Below are 20,276 nucleotides of genomic sequence, written 5' to 3'. Positions count from 1 at the left end.
GCGGCGTGGGGAAATCCGTAGCCTTCAGCGCTCTTCCGCATGGCCGATCGCGAGGACCTCACCCCGCGCGTGGTCGAAGCCGTGGAGGCGCAGCTGCGCCGCCACGTCTCGCCCCGCGCCCTGCGTGCCGCGTACCGCGTCGGCTACCGCGTGCTGCGCCCGTGGTGGTTCGTCACGCGGCCGCACACGTACGGGATGAAGGTCGTCGTGCGCTGTGGCGAGGACGTGTTGTTGGTCAAGCACACCTACGCGCGGCGCGGGCTGTGGGACCTGCCGGGCGGGTTCGTGCGGCCGGACGAGGATCTGGAGGTCGCGCTGGCGCGCGAGCTGGAGGAGGAGCTCGGGATCGAGCCGGCGACGATCACGCCGATCGCCGAGGTGGCGTCGCGCTTTGACCACAAGCGCGAGCGGATCAACGTGTTCGCGGTCGACGTCGCGCCGGGGGTGGCGGTAACGCCGTCGGTGGCCGAGATCGAGGCGGTCTGCTGGGCGCGGTGGGATGCGCTGCCGTCGCCGGCGACGGTCTTCACGCGGCGGATGGTCGCGCGCGCGTACTGGGACGAGTACCGCGCCTCGTAGCCCGATCGGGCTATCGATCCTCTATCCTTCATCGGGATACGTAGGCCCCGTGGAGTGCGACCGCCGGGGGATAAACCTGCCCGTGGTGTGCGACCGCCGGGCTTCATCTCCGAGAGGACCCATACTCAAATGCCCGAAGCCGTCATCGTCGACGCCGTCCGGACGCCCGTCGGCCGAGCCTTCAAGGGCTCGCTTGCCTCGCTGCGCCCCGACGAGACCCTCGCGTTCGTGGTGGACCAGCTGCTGGAGCGCAACCCCGACGTCGATCCTTCGCAGATCGAAGAGCTGATCGCCGGCTGCGGCCTGCCGCAGGGCCTTCAGGCCAACAACATCGCGCGCATCGCCGTCCTGCTGAGCGACAAGCTCGGCCAGAGCACCAACGGCTCGACGGTCTCGCGCTACTGCGCGTCCGGCCTCGACGCCATCCGCAACGCCGCCAACGCGGTCGTCGCGGGCCAGGGCGACATCTACATCGCCGGCGGCGTCGAGTTCGTCTCGCGTTACAACGCCGCGCAGGAGGCCGCCCACCCCGAGGATCAGAACGAGAACCTCCAGGGCAACAACGGCCAGCCGAACGCGTACATCGCGATGGGCCTCACGGCCGAGAACGTCGCCGAGCGCTACGGCGTCTCGCGCGAGGACCAGGACCGCTACGCGCAGCGCTCGCAGGAGCGTGCGGTGGCCGCCCAGGAGGCCGGCGTGTTCGACCGCGAGATCGTCCCGGTGACGCTCGCCGACGGCACGGTCGTCTCCAAGGACGACGGTCCGCGCGCCTCGTCGACCTACGAGAAGCTGTCGACGCTGGAGCCGGCGTTCAAGCCGGGTGGCACGGTCACGGCCGGCAACTCCTGCCCGCTGAACGACGGCGCCGCCGCGGCGCTGATCATGTCCGCCGAGAAGGCCGCCGAGCTGGGCCTGAAGCCGCGCGCCCGCGTCATCACGGCCGCCACGTGGGGCAACGAGCCCGAGTACATGGGCGTCGCGCCGATCGGGGCGATCAAGAAGGCGCTGGACCGCGCGGGGATGTCGGCCTCCGACATCGACGTCACGGAGCTCAACGAGGCGTTCGCGGCGCAGGTGCTGCCGATCGCGTCCGAGGTCGGGATCGACCTCGACACGCTCAACCCGCACGGCGGCGCGATCGCGCTGGGCCACCCGTTCGGCATGACCGGCGTCCGGATCATGACGACGCTGCTGAACGACCTCGAGACGCTCGACAAGACGGTCGGCCTCGAGACCATGTGCGTCGCCCAGGGTCAGGGCGAGGCGCTCATCGTGGAGCGCCTGAACTAGTCATGGCCTATGCGTTGAAGCCGATCGGCGACGAGTGGTTCGAGACCGCGCCGCTCGTCGTCCCCGCCGCGGTTGAGCTCGACGCGCCCGTCGAGCGCGTGTGGGATGCGCTCGGCTCCGACGCGATGTGGTCGTGGGCGCCGATCATCGACCAGGTGGAGTGGATCACCCCGCGGCCGCACGCCGCGGGGTCGATCCGCCGCCTGCGGATGTTGAAGGCCAACGTGATCGAGGAGGAGTTCTACCGCTGGGAGACCAACCAGCGGGCGACCTTCCGCGTCACGCACCAGACCCGGCCGATGCTCGACGGGCTGGCGGAGGACTTCCTGCTGGAGCCGCTGCGCGGCGGGGCAGCGACCCGGCTGACGTGGACGATGGCGATCGGGATCAAGGGCCTGCCGGCGCCGCCGTCGTTCCTGAAGCCGGCGCTGATCAAGGGCAACGCCGCCGCCATCGGCGGGATCAAGACCATCCTGTAGGCCTATGAGCGACGCACCGCACCTCCTCGTCAATGCCGCGACCGGCGAGGAGGTGACGGTGATCTCCGAGGGCCCTGACGTGCTCGTGCTCGAGGCGCTCTGGCCACGCCCCGGCCATCGCGCCTCGCCGCACGTCCACCCGAAGCTGGAAGAGCGCTTCGAGGTGTTGGAGGGCCTGGCCGGTTTCGCCGTCGGCGACACGCCCGAGCACATCGCCTCTCCGGGCGACATCGTGGTGGTTCCACCCGGCACCACCCATCTCGCCTGGAACGCCGCCGACGGCCCGACCCGCATCCGCATGGAGTTCCGCCCACCGGGCCGCTGGCTCGAGGTGGTCGAGCGGATCTTCGCGGGGGACGTGTCGCCTGCGCTGCTGCGCGACTTCCCGGACGAGCTGGCGCCGCCGTCCTAGCGCGGCGCCATCCTGATCGCGCCGTCGAGGCGGATGGTCTCCCCGTTCAACATGGGGTTGATGATGATCTGCTCGGCGAGGAGGGCGTACTCGGAGGGGCGGCCGAGGCGAGGTGGGAAGGGGATGGTCTTGCCGAGGGATTCGCGGGCTTCTTCGGGGAGGGCGGCGAGGAGCTGGGTGTCGAAGAGGCCCGGCGCGATGGTGTTGACGCGGATGCCGTACTGGGCGAGGTCGCGGGCGACGGGCAAGGTCATGCCGACGACGCCGCCCTTGGAGGCGGAGTAGGCGACCTGGCCGATCTGGCCGTCGTAGGCGGCGACGGAGGCGGTGTTGACCAGGACGCCGCGCTCGCCGTCGGCGTTGGGCTCGTTGGGGATCATCTTGGCGGCCGCGAGGCGCAGGACGTTGAAGGTCCCGATCAAGTTGATGGCGATGATGATCTCGAAGGGCTGCAACGGGTGCGGGCCCTTGGAGTTCGCGGTCTTCTGCGCCCAGCCGGTGCCCGCGCAGGTGATCGCGACGCGCAGGCCGCCGTCGGCCTCGGCTGCGGCGTCGACCGCTGCCTGGACCTGCTCCTCCTCGCGCACGTCGACCTGAACGAAGCGCGCGCCGAGCTCCTCGGCGACCTTCTGACCCTGCTCGGCGTTGATGTCGGCGATGACCAGGTTGGCGCCCTGCTCGGCCAGCCGCCGCGACGTCGCCTCGCCCAGTCCCGACGCGCCGCCGACGACGAGCGCCCCACTCCCTGAGATGTCCATGCGCGGAATCTATCCGGCTGACGCCTGCGTCACCTTCGCCACCGCGCGGGCCTTCAGCGCGACGCCGAGCTGCTCGCGGTCCTCGGCCTTCAGAGGGTCGAGGCCGGTGAGCTCGTGGATGCGCTCCAACCGATACGCGACCGTGTGGCGATGCGACGGCATCGCGGCGGCGGTCGCGTTCATGTTGCAGTCGTTGGCGAGGTAAGTCGCCAGCGTGCGGCGCTGCTGGGCGGCCTGGGCGCCCTCGTCGTCGAGCAGCGGACCGAGCGCGCCTGCGAGCGCGAGGACGTCGCCGGGCGCGCGGATCGCGTCGCGGACCAACAGCCGCCACGTGCCGCGGGCGATCGCGTCCGGCGTGACCGTGCCGTCGGCGACCAGCGCCGCGGAGAGCGACGCGACCGACAGCCCGAAGCGCAGCGCCGCGGCGCCGTCGGCCGCGTGCGCGGCGGCGAGGGGCGGCGCGGCGGCGGCGGTGGCGGCGCGCCGTGGGGCAGCCGTCGGCACCGCGGCGGCGGCGACGCCGAGGCGCTCGTGGAGGGCGCTCGCGAGGGCGAGGGCGTCGACCTCAGGCGGAACGAGCGCGTAGATGCGGCCGTCGCGGATCGTGCGGGCGGCGCCCGGTGCGTGGTCGGCGAGGGCGGCCATGATGCGGCCGGTCGGGGCCTCGCCGAGGAGGGCGACGAGGGCGCTGCCGCCCGTGAGGTGAGCGATGCGGGCGGCGGCGTCGGGGGCGTCGTCGAGCACCGCTTCGACGAGGCGGGCGCCGGTGTCGTCGCGGGGCTCCTCGTCGCGCAGGAGCGCGACGTAGGTCAGCGTCGCCATCGCCGCGGCGTGCAGGGCGTCGGCGGCGCTGGCGGAGGGCTCGCCGTGGAAGCTCACGGTGCCGACCACCTCGCCGCCGGTGACGATCGGCACGCGCACGGGCGTGCCGTCGCCGGCACCGCCGGTCGCGGCCAGGCCGTCGCGGGCGAGGTCGACCACGACGCGGCCGTTCGCCACGCGCGCGGCCAGTTCGGCTATCGCGTGGAGGCCGCCGCCGTCGAGGAGCGCCTCGACCATGCGGCCGTGGAGCTCCTGTAGTCGCGCGGGGTCGTCGAGCCGTGGGAGCGCGGACATCCGATAGGTGAGCTGTCGTTACCCATTGACTCAGTGAAGAATAGCAGGTCGCGCTAGAGGTACAGGCGGTAGCCCTGGAACGCCGACGAGAACCCGCACGCTTCGTAGAACGCGTGCGCCTCGCCGCGGCGCCCCGCCGAGATCAGCTGGAGCTTGTAACAGCCTTCGCTCCGGGCGTGAGCGACCGCCGCGTCGAGCAGCGCGCGGCCGATCCCGAGGCGTCGGGCGCGCGCCGCGACGACCACGTTCTCGATGACGGCGTAGGGCCGCGCGCCGCGGGTGAGGTTCGGGACGACGATCACGTCGATCGTGCCCGCGGGCGCGCCGTCGGCGACGGCCAGGAGCAGGCGGCGCCGCGTGTCGGCGAGGATCGCGTCGAAGGTGAAGCGGGCGGCGGCGTCATCCCACGGGTCATCGGGGTGCAGCTCGGCGAGTAGGGACCGGAGCGCGGGGAGGTCGTCGATGCGGGCCGCGCGGATCTCAGGCGGCAAGGAGCGCTCCCGCCGGCTTGTCGGCGAAGACCGATTGCGCGCCGCCGGTGTGCCAGAAGACGAGCGGGTCGTCGCCGACGGGGATCAGCGGGTCGCCGGTCACCAGCGCGCCGAGGGCCTTGCCGGAGTAGACCGGGTCGCAAACGATGCCCTCGGTGCGTGCCAGGAGGCGGATCGCGGCGAGGCCGGCCTCGGTGTAGACGCCGTACCCGTCGCCGACGTGCGCGAAGGAGACCGTGAGGTCGTCGGCCGTGAAGGCGTGCGGCGGCGCCTCGAGCAAGGCGGAGGCGTTGGTCGCCAGCGCGGCAAGACGCGGGAGCGTGTCCTCGCCGTACAGCCGGCCGACGTCGATCGAGACGATCGGCGGGCCGCCGTGCCGCGCGCGGCCGAGGTGCAGTCCCGCGGACGTGCCGCCGCTGGTCGACGCGTGGACGATCGCGGCCGGAATCAACTCAACAGCATTGAGTTGGTCGAGCAGCTCGCGGTGCGCGTCGACGAAGCCGAGCGCGCCAAGCGGGGAAGAGGCGCCCGCGGGCAAGACGTAGGTGTTGCCGGAGATGTCCTGGCTGGCGGCCTCGGCTTCGGCCCAGACGGTCCCCGCGCCGAGGTACTCGTAGCGCGCGCCGAAGAGCTCCCCGAGCAGCGCGTTGGCCTCGGGGACCGCACCAGACACGGGCGGATCGTCCGGCACGACCACCACGCACGACCACCCGCGCGCCGCGCACAGCGCCGCCGTCGCCCGCGCTGCGTTGGACTGCCGCGCGCCCACGATGACCAGCGTGTCGGCAGCCTGCGCCTCGATCTCCGCGACCAACCGCGACAACTTGCGGATCTTGTTGCCCGCGTAGCCGACCGAGCCGACGTCATCACGCTTGATCCAGACCTCACGCCCGATCGCCTCGGAGAAGCGGGGCGCGGGCTCCAGCGGCGTTGGAGCGGGGAAGAGGGCCACGCCGGCGATGCTACGCGGCGAGCAGGCGGCGGTCGCTCAGGGCGTCGGCGTCGGCGCGCGCACGAGCCCGTCCTTGCCCGCCGCCTTCGAGCCGCGCAGCGCCTTGTCCGCGCGCTCCAGCAGCTCGGCCGGCCCCTCGGGCTCGACCCACTCCGCCACGCCGCAGGACACCGTGATCCCCTCGTGGCCGCCGTCCGGGCGCTCGATGTGGATCTCGCGCAGGACGGTCAGCGCGCGCGCGGCCGCGATGTCGGCCCGCGGCCCGCGCACGTTGGGCAGGATCACTACGAACTCGTCGCCGCCGTAGCGCGCGACCTGGTCGAACGAGCGGTACTCCGCCCGCAGCGCCTCGGCCACGTGTCGCAGCAGCGCGTCGCCGGTCGGGTGCCCGTAGGTGTCGTTGACGCGCTTGAAGTCGTCGAGGTCGAGGATCGTCACCGCCAGTGGCGTCTGCTGGCGCCGGGCGCGCGCGATCTCCTCGGCCAGCCGTTCGCGCATCGCGCCGTGGTTCAGGCAGCCCGTCAGCGGGTCGATCGCCGCCGCCAGCCGCGCGTCCCTCAACGCGATCGCCGTCCCGGCTAGGTCGGCCAGCGCCGACGCCGCGTGCAGGCACTCCGGCGTCCAGCCCCGGGGCGCGCGCGAGCCCAGCACCACGATCGCCCGGACCGCGTCGCCCGCGCGCAGCGGCAGCACCGCCGCGCACGTCATCCCGTAGTTCTTGACCAGTTGCGTCGGGAGCGTGCCGTCGACGCTGGCGTCCGCGATCGTCACCGGTTGCCCGGCGTCGGCGACCCAGCGCAGCGCGTCCTGGCGCTCTTCGCGCCGCAGCACGTACTCGGCCGAGCCGCCCTCGCCCAGCACCACGACGCCGTAGGCCGGATGGCCGCCCGAGAGCACGATCACGTGCGCCTGGTCGACCTCGCAGATCCGCACCAGCTCCTCGCCGAGGGCGCGTTGGACCGCAGGGAGACCCGCGTCGCGCTGGGCGAGACGCGCAAGCCGCTCGACGCTCTGCAAGAGCCGCTGCTGCATCCAGGTTCGTTTCTGCTCTAGACGGCCGCCGCGGACTTCAGGTCATCCGTGCCTGGCGCGGCATGGCCGGGGACAGCACAGAATAGAAGTGAAACGACCTTCTGGGAAGGGCAGCTCTATGAACGTTTGGTCAGGTACGGATGCGAGCCACGTTCAACGCGAAAAGCCCGTTCTGATCGGTCAGCTGCTCGACCAGCTCCATCCCAGCCGCCGCGAGGTCGCCCTCGACCCGCTCGCGTGTGAACTTCGCGCTGATCTCGGTGCGTAGCTCCTCGCCCGCCGCGAACGTCAACCGCAGCCCGAGCTTGCCGACCGTGACCCGCTGGGGACGCTGCGCGCGCAAGCGCATCTCGATCCACTCGCGGTCGCGGTCAAAGAACGCGACGTGGTCGAAGGACTCCGGCACGAAGTCGGCGTCGAGCTCGCGGTTGACCACCTTCAACACGTTGCGGTTGAACGCCGCGGTGACGCCCGCGGAGTCGTCATAAGCCGCCTCGATGATCGCCGGGTCCTTCACCAGATCGGTGCCGACCAGCAGGAAGTCGTCTGGGCCGAGCAGCGTTGAGAGCCCGCGCAGGAACCGCCGTCGCGAGCCCGGCGTGAAGTTGCCGATCGTCCCGCCCAGGAACGCGACGATCCGCGGGACGCCGTCACGCGGCGGGGGCACGCGGTCGAGGTGACGCTCGAAGTCCCCGACGATCCCGTGCACGTGCAGCCCGTCGAACTCCGCGACCAGCCGCTGGGCCGACGCGCGCACCATCGACTCGGTGACGTCGATCGGCACGTAGCGCTCCAGCGTTCCGGCCTCGTGCATCGCGGCCAGTAGCAACGACGTCTTGGCCGCCGTACCGGAGCCCAGCTCGACCAGCTCGCCCGCGCCGGTGAGCGCCGCGATCTCGCCCGACCGGGTCGCCAGGATCTCGCGCTCGCAGCGCGTCGGGTAGTACTCGGGCAGCTCGCAGATCTGGTCGAACAGCTCCGCGCCGACCGAGTCGTAGAAGTGCTTGGGCGGTAGCTCCTTGAACGGCCGCGTGAGGCCGTCGAGGACGTCATCGGCCAGCGTGCGGTGGTCGCCGCCGTCGAGGAACGACTCGACGACGATGCGGTCGGTGAGGGCAAGGGCCTTCGTGCTCATCGGGGAGATCCTTCGGGGTCGTGGGCGAGGCGGACGCCAGCGAAGATCTGCCGGCGCTCGGGGAGGTCCCAATTGCGGAAGGTGGTGGTGGCGACGCGCGGGTGCGTCGCCCAGGAGCCGCCGCGCAGGACGCGGTACCGGTCGCCGAAGAAGACCTCGGAGTACTCGCGGTAGGGGTGCGCGACGAAGCCGGGGTAACCGCCGAACGGCGAGGCGGTCCACTCCCAGACAAGGCCGACACCGTCGAGGCGCTCGCGGGCCTTCTCCCATTCGGCCTCGGTGGGGAGCCGTGCTCCGCGCCACCGGGCCAAGGCCTCTGCCTCGAACCAGGACACGTGGCAGGCCGGAGCGTCAGGATCGCCGGCCGCCACGCTTGCGTGGTGGGTGATGTCGTACTCCTCCTTCCACGCCCAGCCTTCGTCGGACCACCACTCACGACGGACGTAGCCGCCGCCTTCGACGAACGCCATCCACGTGCCGTTGGTGACCGGGCGCCGGGCGATCGAGAAGTCGGCGATCTCGACCGCGTGCAGCGGGCGTTCGTTGTCGTAGGAGAACCGGTCGCCCTCGGGCGCGCCGAGCGCGTACGTGCCGGCGGGCACCGACAACCACTCGTCCACGCTGGCGGAAGCGCCCAGCGACGGCAGCCGTGGCTCGCCCGGCGGCAGCAGCCCGGCGATCGCCATCGCCTGGCGCATCGTCTCGGTGTGCTGCAGCTCGTGCTGGAGGACCAGCTCGTGCAGGACCGGGTCGGGGCCGAAGCGCTCCAGCGCGGCCAGCGTACGGTCGCGGACCTCGGCGAGGTAGACGACCGCGTCGTCGTAGCCGAGGATCTCCAGGTCGCCGCGCACGGCGCGCGGCGTCTCAAAGGCGTCGTAGAGCGCCGCGAGGTCCGGGCGCAGCAGCTCCATCCCGGCGTGTCGGTGCGCGAGCCAGAGGTCCTCGTAGGCGGCGATGTGCCCGAGGTCCCAGACCAGCGGCGACATGATCGGCGCGATCTGGCGCTCCAGGTCCGCGCGCGGCAGGTGGGACACGAGGTCCAACGTGCGCTGCCGCGCGGCGGCGAGATCTTCCGTGAGGGTGGCGGTGTCCGTGACCGTCATGATCGGGGTCCGTCCTGCCCAGCGGGCCAGACGTTACACCCCGAGTTCGGCCTCCTGGCGCACCACGACCTCCAGCCGCCGCGGGCCGTGGACGCCCTCGACGCGGTCAAGCTCGATGTCGGAGGTCGCGGATGGGCCGGAGATCAGCGTTAGGGGCCGGCCGCCTCGCGCGACCGCGGCGTGCATGAGCGGCGTGGCCTCGGCGACGCCCGCGACGATCGTGCTTGCGTCGACGACGCAGACGTGCAGGTCGGGCAGCAGCGTGAGCTGCCGCGCGCCCTGGCCGGGACCGCCGTTGAGGACGATCGTGCCGGTCTCGGCGATGCCCAGCGCGGAGGCGGTGAGCACGCCGTCCAGGACGCCGAGCGCGCGCGGGTCGGCCGGATCCTCGTAGTACATGAGGTCGGCGGGTCGCCATGCGGCCGGGAGGTCGTGGGGAACGGCGATCGCGCGGGCGCCGTGGCGGGCGAAAGCGGCGGCGATCGCGTCGCGCACCTCGTCATCCGAAGGGCCGCACGGCGTGACCGTGGCGCGATAGTCGGCGACGCGCTCGACGAACAGCCCGACATCGGCCTCGCGCGGCGGGCGCTCGACGGCCAGCGGTGCGGGGATGGCGGGCGCGTCGCTCAGCGCGGAGCGGATGCGCTGGAGGATCTCGGCGCGCGCGGTGGCGGAGGCGTCGCTCATCCGCGGTTCTCCCGCCACCAGTCGCGGAAGCTCTGCTTCGGCGGCGCGGGCAGGTCGCGGACGGCGGTCCAGCCCTTCAGCGGGCCGGGCAGGCGGCGCTCGATGCGCCCGTCCTTGGAGAGCGGCAGCGCGCCGAGGCGCGCGGCCTTCTGCGCGGCCTCGTAGCGGCGGCGGTGCGTGAACGTGCGCGCCAGGGCCTCCATCGCTAGCGACTCGCTCTTGTGGCCGCCGGTCTCGCGGATCACGCGGCCGCGGAGGTGGACCAAGATGGAGGGGATGTCGATCTTGACCGGGCAGACCTCGTAGCAGGCGCCGCACAACGATGAGGCCCACGGCAGGTCGGTCCCGGACTTCAACTCCGAGAGCTGCGGCGTCAGGATCGCGCCGATCGGCCCGGGGTAGGTCGACCCGTAGGCGTGGCCGCCGGTGCGCTCGAAGACCGGGCAGACGTTGAGGCAGGCGCTGCAGCGGATGCAGTGCAGCGCGTCGCGGCCGACGGGATCGGCGAGCGTCGCGGTGCGGCCCGCGTCGAGCAACACCAAGTGGAAGTCCTGCGGCCCATCACCGGGCGTCACGCCGGTCCAGAGCGAGGTGTAGGGGTTCATCCGCTCGCCGGTCGAGGAGCGGGGCAACAGCTCCAACATGATCCCGAGGTCGGCGAACGTGGGCAGGACCTTCTCGATGCCCATGACCGTGATCAGCGTCTCGGGCAAGGTGGTGCACATGCGCCCGTTGCCCTCGGACTCCACGACGCCGACGGTTCCCGTCTCGGCCACGGCGAAGTTCGCGCCGGACACGCCGACCTTCACGGACAAGAACTTCTCGCGCAGGTAACGGCGCGCGGCCTCGGCCAGGTCGCGCGGGTCGTCGCTGACCCCGGCCGTGTCCGGCAGCGTCGCGCGGAAGAGGTCGCGGATCTCCGAGCGGTTGCGGTGGATCGCGGGGACGAGGATGTGCGACGGGCGATCACCGTCGGCGAGCTGGACGATCAGCTCGGCGAGGTCGGTCTCGTGCGCGGTGATGCCTTGTAGGGCCAGCGCGCCGTTGAGTCCGATCTCGTCGGTGGCCATCGACTTGACCTTGATGACCTCGTCGCTGCCCGCCGCGCGGGTGAGTCGCCCGACGATCGCGCACGCTTCGGCGGCGTCACGTGCCCAGTGGACGGTGCCGCCGGCGCGCGTGACCGACGCCTCCAACAATTCCAGGTGCGTCGCCAGGTCGGCCATCGCGCGCTGCTTGACGTTCTCGCCCGCGTCGCGCAGCGCCTCCCACTCGTCGACCTCGCCGACGACTGCGGCGCGCTTGGCGCGGATCGTCGTCGTTGCCTTGCGCAGGTTGCGGCGCAGCTGTGGGTTGCGCAGCTCCTCGCGGGCGGCGTCGGTGAAGCCGCGCGCGGCGGGGGAGCCGCTCACGCCCGATCCTCCGTCGCCGACAGGATCTCGACCAGGTGCACCGGCCGCGCGCCCGCTTGGAGCCGCGAGAGCCCGCCGCCGATGTGCATCAGGCACGAGTTGTCCAGCGCGGTGCAGACCTCGGCGCCGGTCTGCTGCACCGCCGCGAGCTTGTCGGACAACATGGCCGCCGAGGTCTCGGCGTTCTTGACCGCGAACGTGCCGCCGAAGCCGCAGCACGTGGTCGCTTGGGGCAACTCCACCAGGTCGATCCCGCGCACCGCGCGCAGCAGCCGCAGCGGCGCGTCGCCGACCTGCTCGATCCGCAGCGCGTGGCAGGTCGGGTGGTAGGTGACGCGGTGCGGGTAATAGGCGCCGACGTCCTCGACGCCGAGCACGTCGGTGATGAACAAGGACAACTCGTGCACGCGCGGGACCAAGGCCTCCACCTCGCGCAAGAGCCCCATGTCGCCCGACTCGCGCGCCAGCCGCTCGTACTGCTCATGCACCATCGCCGCGCACGAGCCGCTCGGGCAGACCACGTGCTCGTACTCGCCGAAGGCCTTTACGAACCGCCGCACGAGCGGCAGCGCCTGATGGCCGTATCCCGAGTTGCCGTGGATCTGCCCGCAGCAGGTCTGCTCGAGCGGGAAGCGCACCTCGCACCCCAGCCGCTCGAGCAGCTCGACGGTCGCCCGGCCCGTCTGCGGGAACAGCGTGTCGTTGACGCAGGTGATGAAGAGGGCGACCTCCATGACGCGCTAGCGACTGTAGGCCGCGGCGACGCCTCCGTCGACGTTGAGCACGTTGCCCGTCGACTTGCCGGACCGCGACTCCGACGCGAAGTGCAGCGTCGCCTGCGCGATGTCCTCGGGCAGCACGTGCACCTTCAGCGTGTTGCGCTGGCGGTAGTGCTCCTCGAGCTCCTCGGGGGCGATCCCGTAGGCCGCCGCGCGCTCCTTGCGCCACGTCGAGTCCGGGCCCCAGATCCGCGAGCCGGACAGGACCGCGTCGGGGTTGACGGTGTTGACGCGGATGCCCGCGGCGCCGCCCTCCTCGGCCAGGCAGCGCGCCAGGTGCAGCTCGGCGGCCTTGGCCGACGAGTACGCCGAGGCGTTCTTGCCGGCCACGAGCGCGTTCTTGGAGGCGACGAAGATGATCCCGCCGCCGAGGTCCTGCGCCCGCAGGACCTTGAACGCCTCGCGGGCGACGAGGAAGTAGCCGGTGCCGAGGATCTCGTGGTTGCGGTGCCACTCGGCCAACGACGTGTCCTCGATCGGCGACGACGACGCGATGCCGGCGTTGGAGACGATGATGTCGACGCCGCCGAACTTGGCGACCGCCGCGGCGTAGGCGGCGGCGACCGCGTCCTCGTTGGTGACGTCGCCGCCGACGGCCAGGCCGTTGTCCTCACCGAGCGCGCTCAGCGCCTCCGCGGCGCCCGCCTCGTCGAGGTCGAAGCCGACAACGACCGCGCCCGCGGACGCCAGGCGCGCGCCGATCGCCGCGCCGATGCCGCCGGCCGCGCCGGTGACGAACGCGACCTGGCCCTGGAGCTCACCGGGCGTCGGCGCGAGCGAGAGCTTGTAGAGCTCCAGCGGCCAGTACTCGATCGCGAACGACTCCTCATCGTCCAAGGACACGAACTCGCCCAGCGCCTCGGCGCCGGCCATGACCTCGATCGCGCGGTGGTAGAGGTCGCGGGCCAACTTGGAGGCCTTGGTCGTGGCGCCGACGCTGACCAGGCCGACGTGCTGGATCAGCACGACGCGCGCGTCGGGGTCAGCCGGGACCGTCGTCGCGTCGCCGAACTTCGCGACGTACTCGCGGTAGTCAACGCGGAACGCCTCGGCGCGCTCGCGGATGCGGGCGATCAGGTCGGCGGTGGAGTCATTGGCCGGGTCATACGACACCCACATCGGCACGCGCTTGGTGTGCACGAGGTGGTCCGGGCAGGCAGCGCCGACGGTCACGAGCTTGGCGGCGTCGCGCGAGGAGACGAACTCCACGGCGGCGGCCGAGGTGTCGACCGTCAGCAGCTTGTGGGTCTCGCTCGACACCGCGCCGCGCAGCGACGGCAGGATCGCCGACAGGACCGCGGCGCGCGCGTCGTCGTCGAGCGCCGGCGTGTCGGTGAGCGGCCCGCCGAAGCGCTGCGTGCCCGCCGTCTTCTCGTTGACCCACGCGACGGCCTGGTTGATGACCTCGATCGTCTTCTTGTAGGCCTCTTCGGCGGTGTCGCCCCAGACGACCAGGCCGTGCTTGGCCAACACCACCAGCTTGAGGCCGGGGTTGTCGCGGACGGCCTCGCCAACCTGCTTGGCCAGCGTGAAGCCCGGGCGGATGTAGGGGATCCACGCGGCCTCGTCACCGAAGATCTCGGCGATGATCTTCTCGCCGTCGGCGGCGCCCGCGATCACGTTGATGCCGTCGGGGTGGGTGTGGTGGACGTGGTCGGCCGGGACGAAGGCGTGCAACAACGTCTCGATCGAGGAGCGCGGCATCGCCGGATCGACCATGCACTTGGCCAGGTAGGCGACCATGTCCTCGTCGGACATCTCGGCGCGCTCGATCAGCGGCTCCATCTCGTCCATGCGCAGACCGGTGAAGTGCTGCGGCCCCATGGTCGCCAGGTCCGAGCCCGAGCCCTTGACCCACATGACGCGGACCTCGCGGCCCACGTGGTCGGTGACGGTGCCCTTGGCGGAGGTGTTGCCACCGCCGAAGTTTGCGACGCGGCGGTCCTCGCCGAGCAGGTGCGAGGCCAGGACGAGCGCGTCGAGCGGCGTGGCCTCGGCGGGCAGGCCCTCAGACGGCCAGCGGTCCTCGACGGACGCGACGATCGGGGTGTTCGACACGGTGCTCATCGACCCCAGCCTCCGGCCACGCCGGCGGCGGCTCCTCGCTCGTCGGTGATCTTCTGGACGTAGCCGCCGTCGCGGAGCGCCTGCACCGGGTCGGCGGCCGCGCCGGCCTGCTCGCGCACCTTGGCGACCAGCGGGCGGACGTCGGTCTTGTAGGCGTCGAGCAGCAGCTCGTGGCTGCGGAGGACGTCGCCCTCCTGCTGGGCCTCGGCGAGGGCGGTGCGGTCGACGATCAGGGCCTTCACGTAACTCTCCTGCAGGTTGACCACGCTCAGCACCATCGCCTCCACCTTCGCCTCGACGTTGTGCGCCTGGTCGATGGTGAGCCGCGGCAGCGGGCCCTCGCCCGCGGCCAGCTCGCAGAAGATGAGGAACAGCTCGAACGGGTTGACGGAGCCGACGATCAGGTCGTCGTCGGCGTACTTGCGGTTGTTGAAGTGGAAGCCACCGAGGCGGTTCTCGTCGGCGAGGATCGCGGTGATGTGCTCCACGTTGGTGCCCTGGGCGTGGTGGCCCAGGTCGACGAGCACCTTGGCGCGCTCGCCGAGCTTCTGGCAGACCAGCAGCGAGGAGCCCCAGTCGGCGAAGTCGGTGGCGTAGAACGCCGGCTCGAAGAACTTGTACTCGACCAGCAGCTCCTGTTCTTGCGGGAGGATGGCGTACACGTCGCTCAGCGCCTCGGTGAGGCGGCGGCGCCGCGCGCGCAGGTCGTCCTGGCCGGCGTAGTTGGTGCCGTCGGCGAACCACAGCGACTGCGCGGTGGAGCCGAGCGCCGTGGCGATCTCCACGCACTCCTTGAGGTGGGCGACGGCCTTAGAGCGGATCGACGCGTCGGGGTGCGTGATCGACCCCAACTTGTAGTCGGCGTCCTGGAACAGGTTGGGGTTCACGGCGCCCACCGCCAGCCCGGCGGCCTCGATGTGCTCCCGCAGCTTGTCGTAGTCCTCGACTTCGTCCCAGGGGAAGTGCAGCGCGACGGAGCCCGCGGTGCCCGTGAGGCGGTGGACCTCGGCGGCGTCGTCGACACGCTCGAAGACGTCGCGCGGACGGCCCGCCTGCTGGAAGGTCGCAAAGCGCGTGCCGGAGTCGCCGTAGCCCCAGGACGGGGTCTCGATCGTCAGCTCGGCGAGCGCGTTCTCGACGGCGGCGACGTCCACGCCTGCGTCGGCGAGCTGTGAGGAGAGGAGGTCGTACGGTGCGGGTGTCACAACAGGTCCTTCGGATTCGTTGGGGGTTCAGGCGGCGGCCGGCGCGACGAGGCCGGTGACGTCCAGGAAGCGTTCGTAGGTCGCGTCGGCGGCGGCGCGGTCGGCCGACGGCTCGTAGGTGACGCAGTCGCTGCTGGCCAGCGCGACCGCGCGGATCTCCTCCAAGGACGACAACTCGCCGGCGGCACGCGCCTGGACGAGCAGGTTGCCCATGGCGGTCGCCTCGACCGGCCCGGCGCAGACCTCGCAGCCGGTGATCTCGGCGGTGCGGCGGCACAGCAGCGCGACGCGGGCGCCGCCGCCGATGACGTGGATCTTGGTGATCTCGCGGCCGGACGCCTGCGCGAGCAGGTCGAGCACGAGCCGGTACTTGCAGGCCAGCGACTCGACGATCGCCCGGATCGTCGCGCCCTGGCCTTCAGGCGGCGTCTGGCCGGTGGCCGTGCACGCGGCGGTGATGCGACCTGGCATGTCGCCGGGCGGCAGGAAGGCGGGGTCGTCGGGGTCGAAGAGCGGCGCGGTCTGCGCGGGCGCGTCGGCGGCGGCCGCGAACAGCGCGGCGTGGTCGCTCGTGCCCCATGTGCGCGCGCACTCCTGCTCCAGCCACAGGCCCATGACGTTCTTGAGCAGGCGCGTGGTGCCGTCGACGCCGCGCTCGTTGGTGAGGTTGAAGCCGTGGGCGGTGTTGGTCAGCACCGGCTCCGGCAGCTCCAGGCCGAGCAGCGACCAGGTGCCGGAGCTGAGGATCGCGCAGCCCTCGCCCGTGATCGGCGCGGCGGCGAACGCGGAGGCGGTGTCGTGCGAGGGCGCGGTGTAGACCGGGAGCGCGCCGAGGCCGTGGCCCGGCAGCGCGGTGCCCAGGCGCGTGCCCGGCTCGACCAAGTCACAGAACAACCGCTTGGGCAGGCCGAGGCCGTCGATCAAGTCATAGGCCCATTCGCCGGTGCGCGCGTCGAGCAGGCCGGTGGTCGAGGCGTTGGTGCGCTCGTTGGCCAGCTCGCCCGACAGCCACAGCGCGAGCAGGTCGGGGATCATCGCCAAGCGCGACGCGGCGTTGAAGGCGGCGGAGCCCTCGTCGGCCAGGAGCTGGAAGACCGTGTTGATCGGCATCGTCTGGATGCCGGTCGCCGCGTAGTGCACGGCGGAGGGGACGCGCTCGAACGCGCGCTCGACCATCGCGTCGGAGCGGCCGTCGCGGTAGTGGTAGGGGAGGCCGAGCAACCTGTTGTGGTCGTCGAGCAGCCCGTAGTCGACGCCCCAGGTGTCGACCGCGACGCCGCTCAGCGGCCCGGCGGCGCGCAGCGCGTCGAGCGCCTGGGCGAACAGGTCCATCAGGTTCCAGTGCAGGCCGCTGGGCAGCCGCTGCGGGCGGTTGGCGAAGCGGGCCTCCTCGCGGAGGTCGAGGACACCATCTTGCAGCGCGCCCGTCAGGACGCGGCCGCTCGATGCGCCGAAGTCGATCGCGGCAAAGCGGCTAGGCAAGGTGGAACACCTCTTCCAGTCGCGTGAAGCCGGTGTCCGGCCGCTCGTCGGAGGGCAGCTCGAAGAACTCCGCCATCGACGCCTGCCAGCGCGCGTTGACCTCGGTGGCCTCCATCCCGGCCTGCGCGGCGGCGAAGTCCTCGGTCTCCAGGTAGCCGACCAGCAGGCCGTCGTCGCGGAGGAAGAGCGAGTAGTTGCCCCAGCCGGTCGCGGCCAGCGCGGCCTGCATGTCGTCCCACACGGCGCGATGGCGGGCCTTATACTCGTCGAGGCGGTCGGCGCGGACCTGGAGCAGGAAGCAGACGCGCTCCATCAGGCGTTCACCTCCGCGAACTCCAAGCCCATCAACTTGGCTGTCGCCCGCACCTCGGCCAGCACGTGGCCGACGCCGAGCGCGACGTGGTGCGTTGGGCCCTCGGCGCACCAGCGCTCCAGCAGCTCGGCGGGGCCCAACGGGAAGACGAGGCGGCTGTTGGTGTTGCCGATCCGCATCGTGTCGCCGGGCACCGACTCGCCTTCGGCGGCGATCAGCTTCAACTTGCCCTCGGCGGTCTGGGTGCAGCCGAGGATCGTGACCGGGCCGTACTTGACCTTGGTCTCGACGCTCAGGCCCGAGCCCGACTTGCCGTGGTAGAGCTTCAGGTTGCGCAGCGTGGGGCGGCCCTCGGCGATCGCGATGTGCGCGGGCCCGTCGTGGCCCATCAAGGTGAAGTCCTCGGCGAGATCCATGGCGTACCACTCGGTGAACGAGCCGCCCGCGCCGAGGCGGTCCAGCAGGACCTGGGCGATGTTGGTCTTGATGTCCGCCTCGCCCGAGGTGATGATCCCGCGCGCGGTCAGCAGCGAGTTGCCGACGATCACGCCCGCGCCGAGGCGCTCGGCCTCGTTGCCGTCGACACCGCGGTAGTAGTAGGTCAAGGAGTCGAGCTGGAAGTCCTCCACCAACTGGTCCAGGCCGACGGCCACGCGCGCCGACCAGTCCAGGTCGGTGTCCTCGATCGGCCCTGCGATGGGGTCGGAGGACGGATCGGCGAAGTCGAACATGTCGCGGATCTCGGTGAGCTTGGCGGCGACCGCGCCGTCGTCGGCGGCCGCGACGCGCGCGCCGAGGTCGTCGATCTCCAGGACTTCAACATGGGCGCCGGTGTGGGCGTGCACGGCGGTGAAGTCGGCGTACATGTCCAACATGCCCGGGTAGACGTGGCCGAGGAAGCCGATCCGCGACCGCTTGAGGTCGCGCGCCGCGGCGGCCGCGCGCACCCACGCGCCGATCTTGCCCCACGCGCGGTCGTCGCCGTCGATCAGGCCCGCGACCGTGTCATAGGGGATGCCTGCGCGCGTGCACGCGCCGGCGATCTCCGGCACGCAACAGGCCGCGCAGTTGGCCAGCCACTCACCGGTGCCCGTGTTGGGGTAGTCGATCGTCGCGGTGGGCTGAAGGCCGAGCAGCACGACCGGGACGCCCGCGGCCTGGAAGACCGGGATCACCGTCGACGACGTCGCGTAGGTGACCGCATGGCAGAACACCAGGTCGACCTGCTCGCGGGCGAAGAGGTCGCCGGCTGCGCGCGCCTTATGGGCGTCGTCGACCAGGCCGGCGGAGACGACGTCGGCGCCGAACTCGGTCGACAGCCGCTCCTCGACCCGCGCCTGGTAGCCCTGGATGCGCTCCAGGAGGCCGTCGAACTGCGGCCAGTAGGTGTCCAGGCCGATGCCGAAGACGCCGATGCGGGCACGGGTGGTCAGACGGGTCAAGAGAGCGCTCCTTCGACGACGGGCAGGACCAGCGTGGAGCCTTCCGCGACCCGCTGGCGCGCGGGCTCGGGATGGACGTCGACACGCGGGAAGTTGGAGGAGGAGATCTGCACCTGCAGCCGGTGGCCGGCCGGGATCGTGATCGCCGTGTGGCCGAGCTGCACGGTGGGGCGGTCGTCGTAGGTCCGGCAGACGCCGTCGACGATGCCGAGCGCGCGGCCGTCGGGGAGGACCTCGGCCAGGGCGACGCACCAGTCGGTCTCGGGCGCGGAGGTTGAAGCGTTGAGCTCCGCGCGCACCGGGCCCATGAGCGTGAGCGGCGCGGCGAGCGGCGCGCTCGTCGTGGTCAGGACGTCGCGGCGGGCGGAGAGCGCGGCGCGGTCGCACGGTCCGGGGACGCCGAGCGCGGGGTCGCAGACGATCGCGCCGCCGCGCGTGGGGACCGGGTCGGAAGGGTCGTGCGCGTACTCGCCAGGGGCGATCGCCAACCGCTGCTCACGGGCGCGGGCGGGCGGCCACTCGGACTCCTCGCGCCACGCGTTCGCGCCCATCACGAACACGCGCACGCGCGGGGTCGCGTCGGGGTCGGCGAAGAACGACAAGATGGTGTCGGCCAGCGCCTGCGGCGCGTCGGGGCCGAAGTCGCGCTCGCCGACCCGCGAGCCGGTGACGCCGTGCGCCCACGGCCCGACGACCAGCCGGTCGCGCGGGCCGCCGTCGGCGAAGCACGCGAGCGTCGCGTCGAGGAAGAGGTCGTGCCAGCCGCCGACGTGCAGCACGGGGCGGTCGGCGCGCGGGAACGCGCCTCGGGGCGGCTCGGCGAGCCAGCGGGAGAGAGAAGGGACCAGCTCGCCGAGCGCTCCGAGGTCGTGGGCCGCCAGCGCACGCGCGGCGGCAAGGGGGCGGCGGCGGCGCGCCGCCAGGTCATCGCGCAGCGTGGCGACGGCGTTGCGGGGGACGTCGTGCAACGCGAGCTCGCGCCGTGCCAGCTCGGCCGGCGCGAGGTCGTTCGCGCTCCACGCCGCAAGGAAACTCAATGACATTGCCCCGCCGACGCGCGTCAGCCCGTCATGAAACGGCGAGGCGACCTCGATGACGGCCGCGGCGTCGGCGTCGGGCGCCAGCAGCTGAAGCGCGCCGTTGTAGGAGGTGCCGTAGGTGAAGACGCGCCCGTCGCAGAACGGCTGATCGCGTACCCACGCGATCGCGTCCGCGCCATCGGCGGTCTCTTGGTCAAAAGGCTCGAAGTCGCCCTCCGAGGCGAAGCGGCCCCGGACGTCGGCGATGACCACGACGTAGCCGGCGGCGATCGCGCGCAGCGGGTCGAGGCCCGCGTGGTGCGCGGCGACGACGAGCTCGCCCTTGTCGTAGGCCGTGCGCTGGAGCAGCACGGGGCGCGGCTCGTGCGCGTCGGCGCAGCGCCAGACGTCGGCGGCGAGCGTGACGCCGTCGCGCATGGCGATCGGGACGTCGCGGTCGACGGAGAGGGATGTGGTGAGGACGGCGGACATCGGGTCGCGGTGGGGTGGGCGCCTCTTC

Annotated in this window: 20 protein-coding genes; 4 read left to right on the top strand and 16 right to left on the bottom strand. The window is 72.0% G+C overall.

The genetic code is table 11. The annotated features are described in order from the left end of the window. The first annotated feature begins 39 nt into the window (after window positions 1-39). The 4 genes from ACT01A_RS09400 to ACT01A_RS09385 all read left to right on the top strand — a co-directional run bounded on the left by ACT01A_RS09400 (window position 40) and on the right by ACT01A_RS09385 (window position 2,763). A complete protein-coding gene (locus ACT01A_RS09400; RefSeq protein ID WP_445151984.1) occupies window positions 40-579 on the top strand; it encodes an NUDIX hydrolase in 540 nt (179 codons plus the stop codon). 129 nt (window positions 580-708) lie between these two features. Beyond that, a complete protein-coding gene (locus ACT01A_RS09395) occupies window positions 709-1,872 on the top strand; it encodes an acetyl-CoA C-acyltransferase (RefSeq protein WP_445151983.1) in 1,164 nt (387 codons plus the stop codon). A 2-nt stretch (window positions 1,873-1,874) separates the two neighbouring features. Further along, on the top strand, window positions 1,875-2,351 hold the full coding sequence (locus ACT01A_RS09390; protein ID WP_445151982.1) for an SRPBCC family protein: 477 nt from the start codon (window positions 1,875-1,877) through the stop codon (window positions 2,349-2,351). Between the two features lie 4 nt (window positions 2,352-2,355). Next, complete coding sequence (locus tag ACT01A_RS09385) at window positions 2,356-2,763, top strand: cupin domain-containing protein (RefSeq protein ID WP_445151981.1); 408 nt, start codon at window positions 2,356-2,358, stop codon at window positions 2,761-2,763. Here ACT01A_RS09385 and ACT01A_RS09380 read toward each other — a convergent pair. The 16 genes from ACT01A_RS09380 to ACT01A_RS09305 form a co-directional block, all read right to left on the bottom strand. After that, on the bottom strand, window positions 2,760-3,521 hold the full coding sequence (locus tag ACT01A_RS09380) for an SDR family NAD(P)-dependent oxidoreductase (protein ID WP_445151980.1): 762 nt from the start codon (window positions 3,519-3,521) through the stop codon (window positions 2,760-2,762). The two genes, ACT01A_RS09385 and ACT01A_RS09380, sit on opposite strands and share 4 nt — an antisense overlap. 9 nt (window positions 3,522-3,530) lie before the next feature. Beyond that, a complete protein-coding gene (locus ACT01A_RS09375) occupies window positions 3,531-4,637 on the bottom strand; it encodes a helix-turn-helix domain-containing protein (protein WP_445151979.1) in 1,107 nt (368 codons plus the stop codon). A gap of 53 nt (window positions 4,638-4,690) precedes the next feature. Then, a complete protein-coding gene (locus ACT01A_RS09370) occupies window positions 4,691-5,128 on the bottom strand; it encodes a GNAT family N-acetyltransferase (protein WP_445151978.1) in 438 nt (145 codons plus the stop codon). After that, on the bottom strand, window positions 5,118-6,080 hold the full coding sequence (locus tag ACT01A_RS09365; protein WP_445151977.1) for a pyridoxal-phosphate dependent enzyme: 963 nt from the start codon (window positions 6,078-6,080) through the stop codon (window positions 5,118-5,120). Before ACT01A_RS09365 ends, ACT01A_RS09370 begins: the two co-directional genes overlap by 11 nt. Before the next feature lie 36 nt (window positions 6,081-6,116). Then, complete coding sequence (locus ACT01A_RS09360; protein WP_445151976.1) at window positions 6,117-7,112, bottom strand: diguanylate cyclase domain-containing protein; 996 nt, start codon at window positions 7,110-7,112, stop codon at window positions 6,117-6,119. Window positions 7,113-7,242: 130 nt separating this feature from the next. After that, on the bottom strand, window positions 7,243-8,247 hold the full coding sequence (gene egtD, locus ACT01A_RS09355; RefSeq protein ID WP_445151975.1) for an L-histidine N(alpha)-methyltransferase: 1,005 nt from the start codon (window positions 8,245-8,247) through the stop codon (window positions 7,243-7,245). Next, window positions 8,244-9,350: an SUMF1/EgtB/PvdO family nonheme iron enzyme gene (locus ACT01A_RS09350; RefSeq protein ID WP_445151974.1), complete on the bottom strand. Its 1,107-nt coding sequence runs from the start codon at window positions 9,348-9,350 to the stop codon at window positions 8,244-8,246. Before ACT01A_RS09350 ends, egtD begins: the two co-directional genes overlap by 4 nt. Window positions 9,351-9,383: 33 nt before the next feature. Further along, window positions 9,384-10,037, bottom strand: coding sequence for a LutC/YkgG family protein (locus ACT01A_RS09345; RefSeq protein WP_445151973.1), 654 nt, complete (start codon window positions 10,035-10,037; stop codon window positions 9,384-9,386). Further along, entirely contained in the window at window positions 10,034-11,449 is a 1,416-nt protein-coding gene (locus ACT01A_RS09340) for a LutB/LldF family L-lactate oxidation iron-sulfur protein (protein WP_445151972.1), read from the bottom strand. The genes ACT01A_RS09345 and ACT01A_RS09340 overlap by 4 nt, the downstream gene beginning before the upstream one ends. After that, window positions 11,446-12,183 carry a (Fe-S)-binding protein gene (locus ACT01A_RS09335; protein ID WP_445151971.1) on the bottom strand — a complete coding sequence of 246 codons (738 nt, stop codon included), beginning with the start codon at window positions 12,181-12,183 and terminating at the stop codon, window positions 11,446-11,448. The genes ACT01A_RS09340 and ACT01A_RS09335 overlap by 4 nt, the downstream gene beginning before the upstream one ends. A gap of 6 nt (window positions 12,184-12,189) precedes the next feature. Next, window positions 12,190-14,295, bottom strand: coding sequence for a bifunctional aldolase/short-chain dehydrogenase (locus ACT01A_RS09330; protein WP_445151970.1), 2,106 nt, complete (start codon window positions 14,293-14,295; stop codon window positions 12,190-12,192). Further along, window positions 14,292-15,500: an L-rhamnose isomerase gene (rhaI, locus tag ACT01A_RS09325; RefSeq protein ID WP_445151969.1), complete on the bottom strand. Its 1,209-nt coding sequence runs from the start codon at window positions 15,498-15,500 to the stop codon at window positions 14,292-14,294. The genes ACT01A_RS09330 and rhaI overlap by 4 nt, the downstream gene beginning before the upstream one ends. A gap of 27 nt (window positions 15,501-15,527) precedes the next feature. Beyond that, window positions 15,528-16,982: a rhamnulokinase gene (locus tag ACT01A_RS09320; protein ID WP_445151968.1), complete on the bottom strand. Its 1,455-nt coding sequence runs from the start codon at window positions 16,980-16,982 to the stop codon at window positions 15,528-15,530. Beyond that, window positions 16,975-17,295, bottom strand: a complete 321-nt coding sequence (locus ACT01A_RS09315) for an L-rhamnose mutarotase (RefSeq protein ID WP_445151967.1) — start codon at window positions 17,293-17,295, stop codon at window positions 16,975-16,977. Before ACT01A_RS09315 ends, ACT01A_RS09320 begins: the two co-directional genes overlap by 8 nt. Beyond that, a complete protein-coding gene (locus ACT01A_RS09310; RefSeq protein WP_445151966.1) occupies window positions 17,295-18,737 on the bottom strand; it encodes an arabinose isomerase in 1,443 nt (480 codons plus the stop codon). Before ACT01A_RS09310 ends, ACT01A_RS09315 begins: the two co-directional genes overlap by 1 nt. Then, entirely contained in the window at window positions 18,734-20,248 is a 1,515-nt protein-coding gene (locus ACT01A_RS09305) for a CocE/NonD family hydrolase (RefSeq protein WP_445151965.1), read from the bottom strand. The genes ACT01A_RS09310 and ACT01A_RS09305 overlap by 4 nt, the downstream gene beginning before the upstream one ends. Between the last annotated feature and the right edge of the window lie 28 nt (window positions 20,249-20,276).

The sequence above is a fragment of the Baekduia sp. Peel2402 genome, assembly GCF_052567285.1.
This window is presented reverse-complemented; position numbering and strand designations above follow the sequence as displayed.

Bases quoted from the DNA above. Each gene is read 5' to 3' on its own strand.
- ACT01A_RS09400 (WP_445151984.1), top strand. From the start codon at position 40: ATGGCCGATCGCGAGGACCTCACCCCGCGCGTGGTCGAAGCCGTGGAG.
- ACT01A_RS09395 (WP_445151983.1), top strand. From the start codon at position 709: ATGCCCGAAGCCGTCATCGTCGACGCCGTCCGGACGCCCGTCGGCCGA.
- ACT01A_RS09390 (WP_445151982.1), top strand. From the start codon at position 1,875: ATGGCCTATGCGTTGAAGCCGATCGGCGACGAGTGGTTCGAGACCGCG.
- ACT01A_RS09385 (WP_445151981.1), top strand. From the start codon at position 2,356: ATGAGCGACGCACCGCACCTCCTCGTCAATGCCGCGACCGGCGAGGAG.
- ACT01A_RS09380 (WP_445151980.1), bottom strand. From the start codon at position 3,521: ATGGACATCTCAGGGAGTGGGGCGCTCGTCGTCGGCGGCGCGTCGGGA.
- ACT01A_RS09375 (WP_445151979.1), bottom strand. From the start codon at position 4,637: ATGTCCGCGCTCCCACGGCTCGACGACCCCGCGCGACTACAGGAGCTC.
- ACT01A_RS09360 (WP_445151976.1), bottom strand. From the start codon at position 7,112: ATGCAGCAGCGGCTCTTGCAGAGCGTCGAGCGGCTTGCGCGTCTCGCC.
- egtD (WP_445151975.1), bottom strand. From the start codon at position 8,247: ATGAGCACGAAGGCCCTTGCCCTCACCGACCGCATCGTCGTCGAGTCG.
- ACT01A_RS09350 (WP_445151974.1), bottom strand. From the start codon at position 9,350: ATGACGGTCACGGACACCGCCACCCTCACGGAAGATCTCGCCGCCGCG.
- ACT01A_RS09345 (WP_445151973.1), bottom strand. From the start codon at position 10,037: ATGAGCGACGCCTCCGCCACCGCGCGCGCCGAGATCCTCCAGCGCATC.
- ACT01A_RS09335 (WP_445151971.1), bottom strand. From the start codon at position 12,183: ATGGAGGTCGCCCTCTTCATCACCTGCGTCAACGACACGCTGTTCCCG.
- ACT01A_RS09330 (WP_445151970.1), bottom strand. From the start codon at position 14,295: ATGAGCACCGTGTCGAACACCCCGATCGTCGCGTCCGTCGAGGACCGC.
- ACT01A_RS09315 (WP_445151967.1), bottom strand. From the start codon at position 17,295: ATGGAGCGCGTCTGCTTCCTGCTCCAGGTCCGCGCCGACCGCCTCGAC.
- ACT01A_RS09305 (WP_445151965.1), bottom strand. From the start codon at position 20,248: ATGTCCGCCGTCCTCACCACATCCCTCTCCGTCGACCGCGACGTCCCG.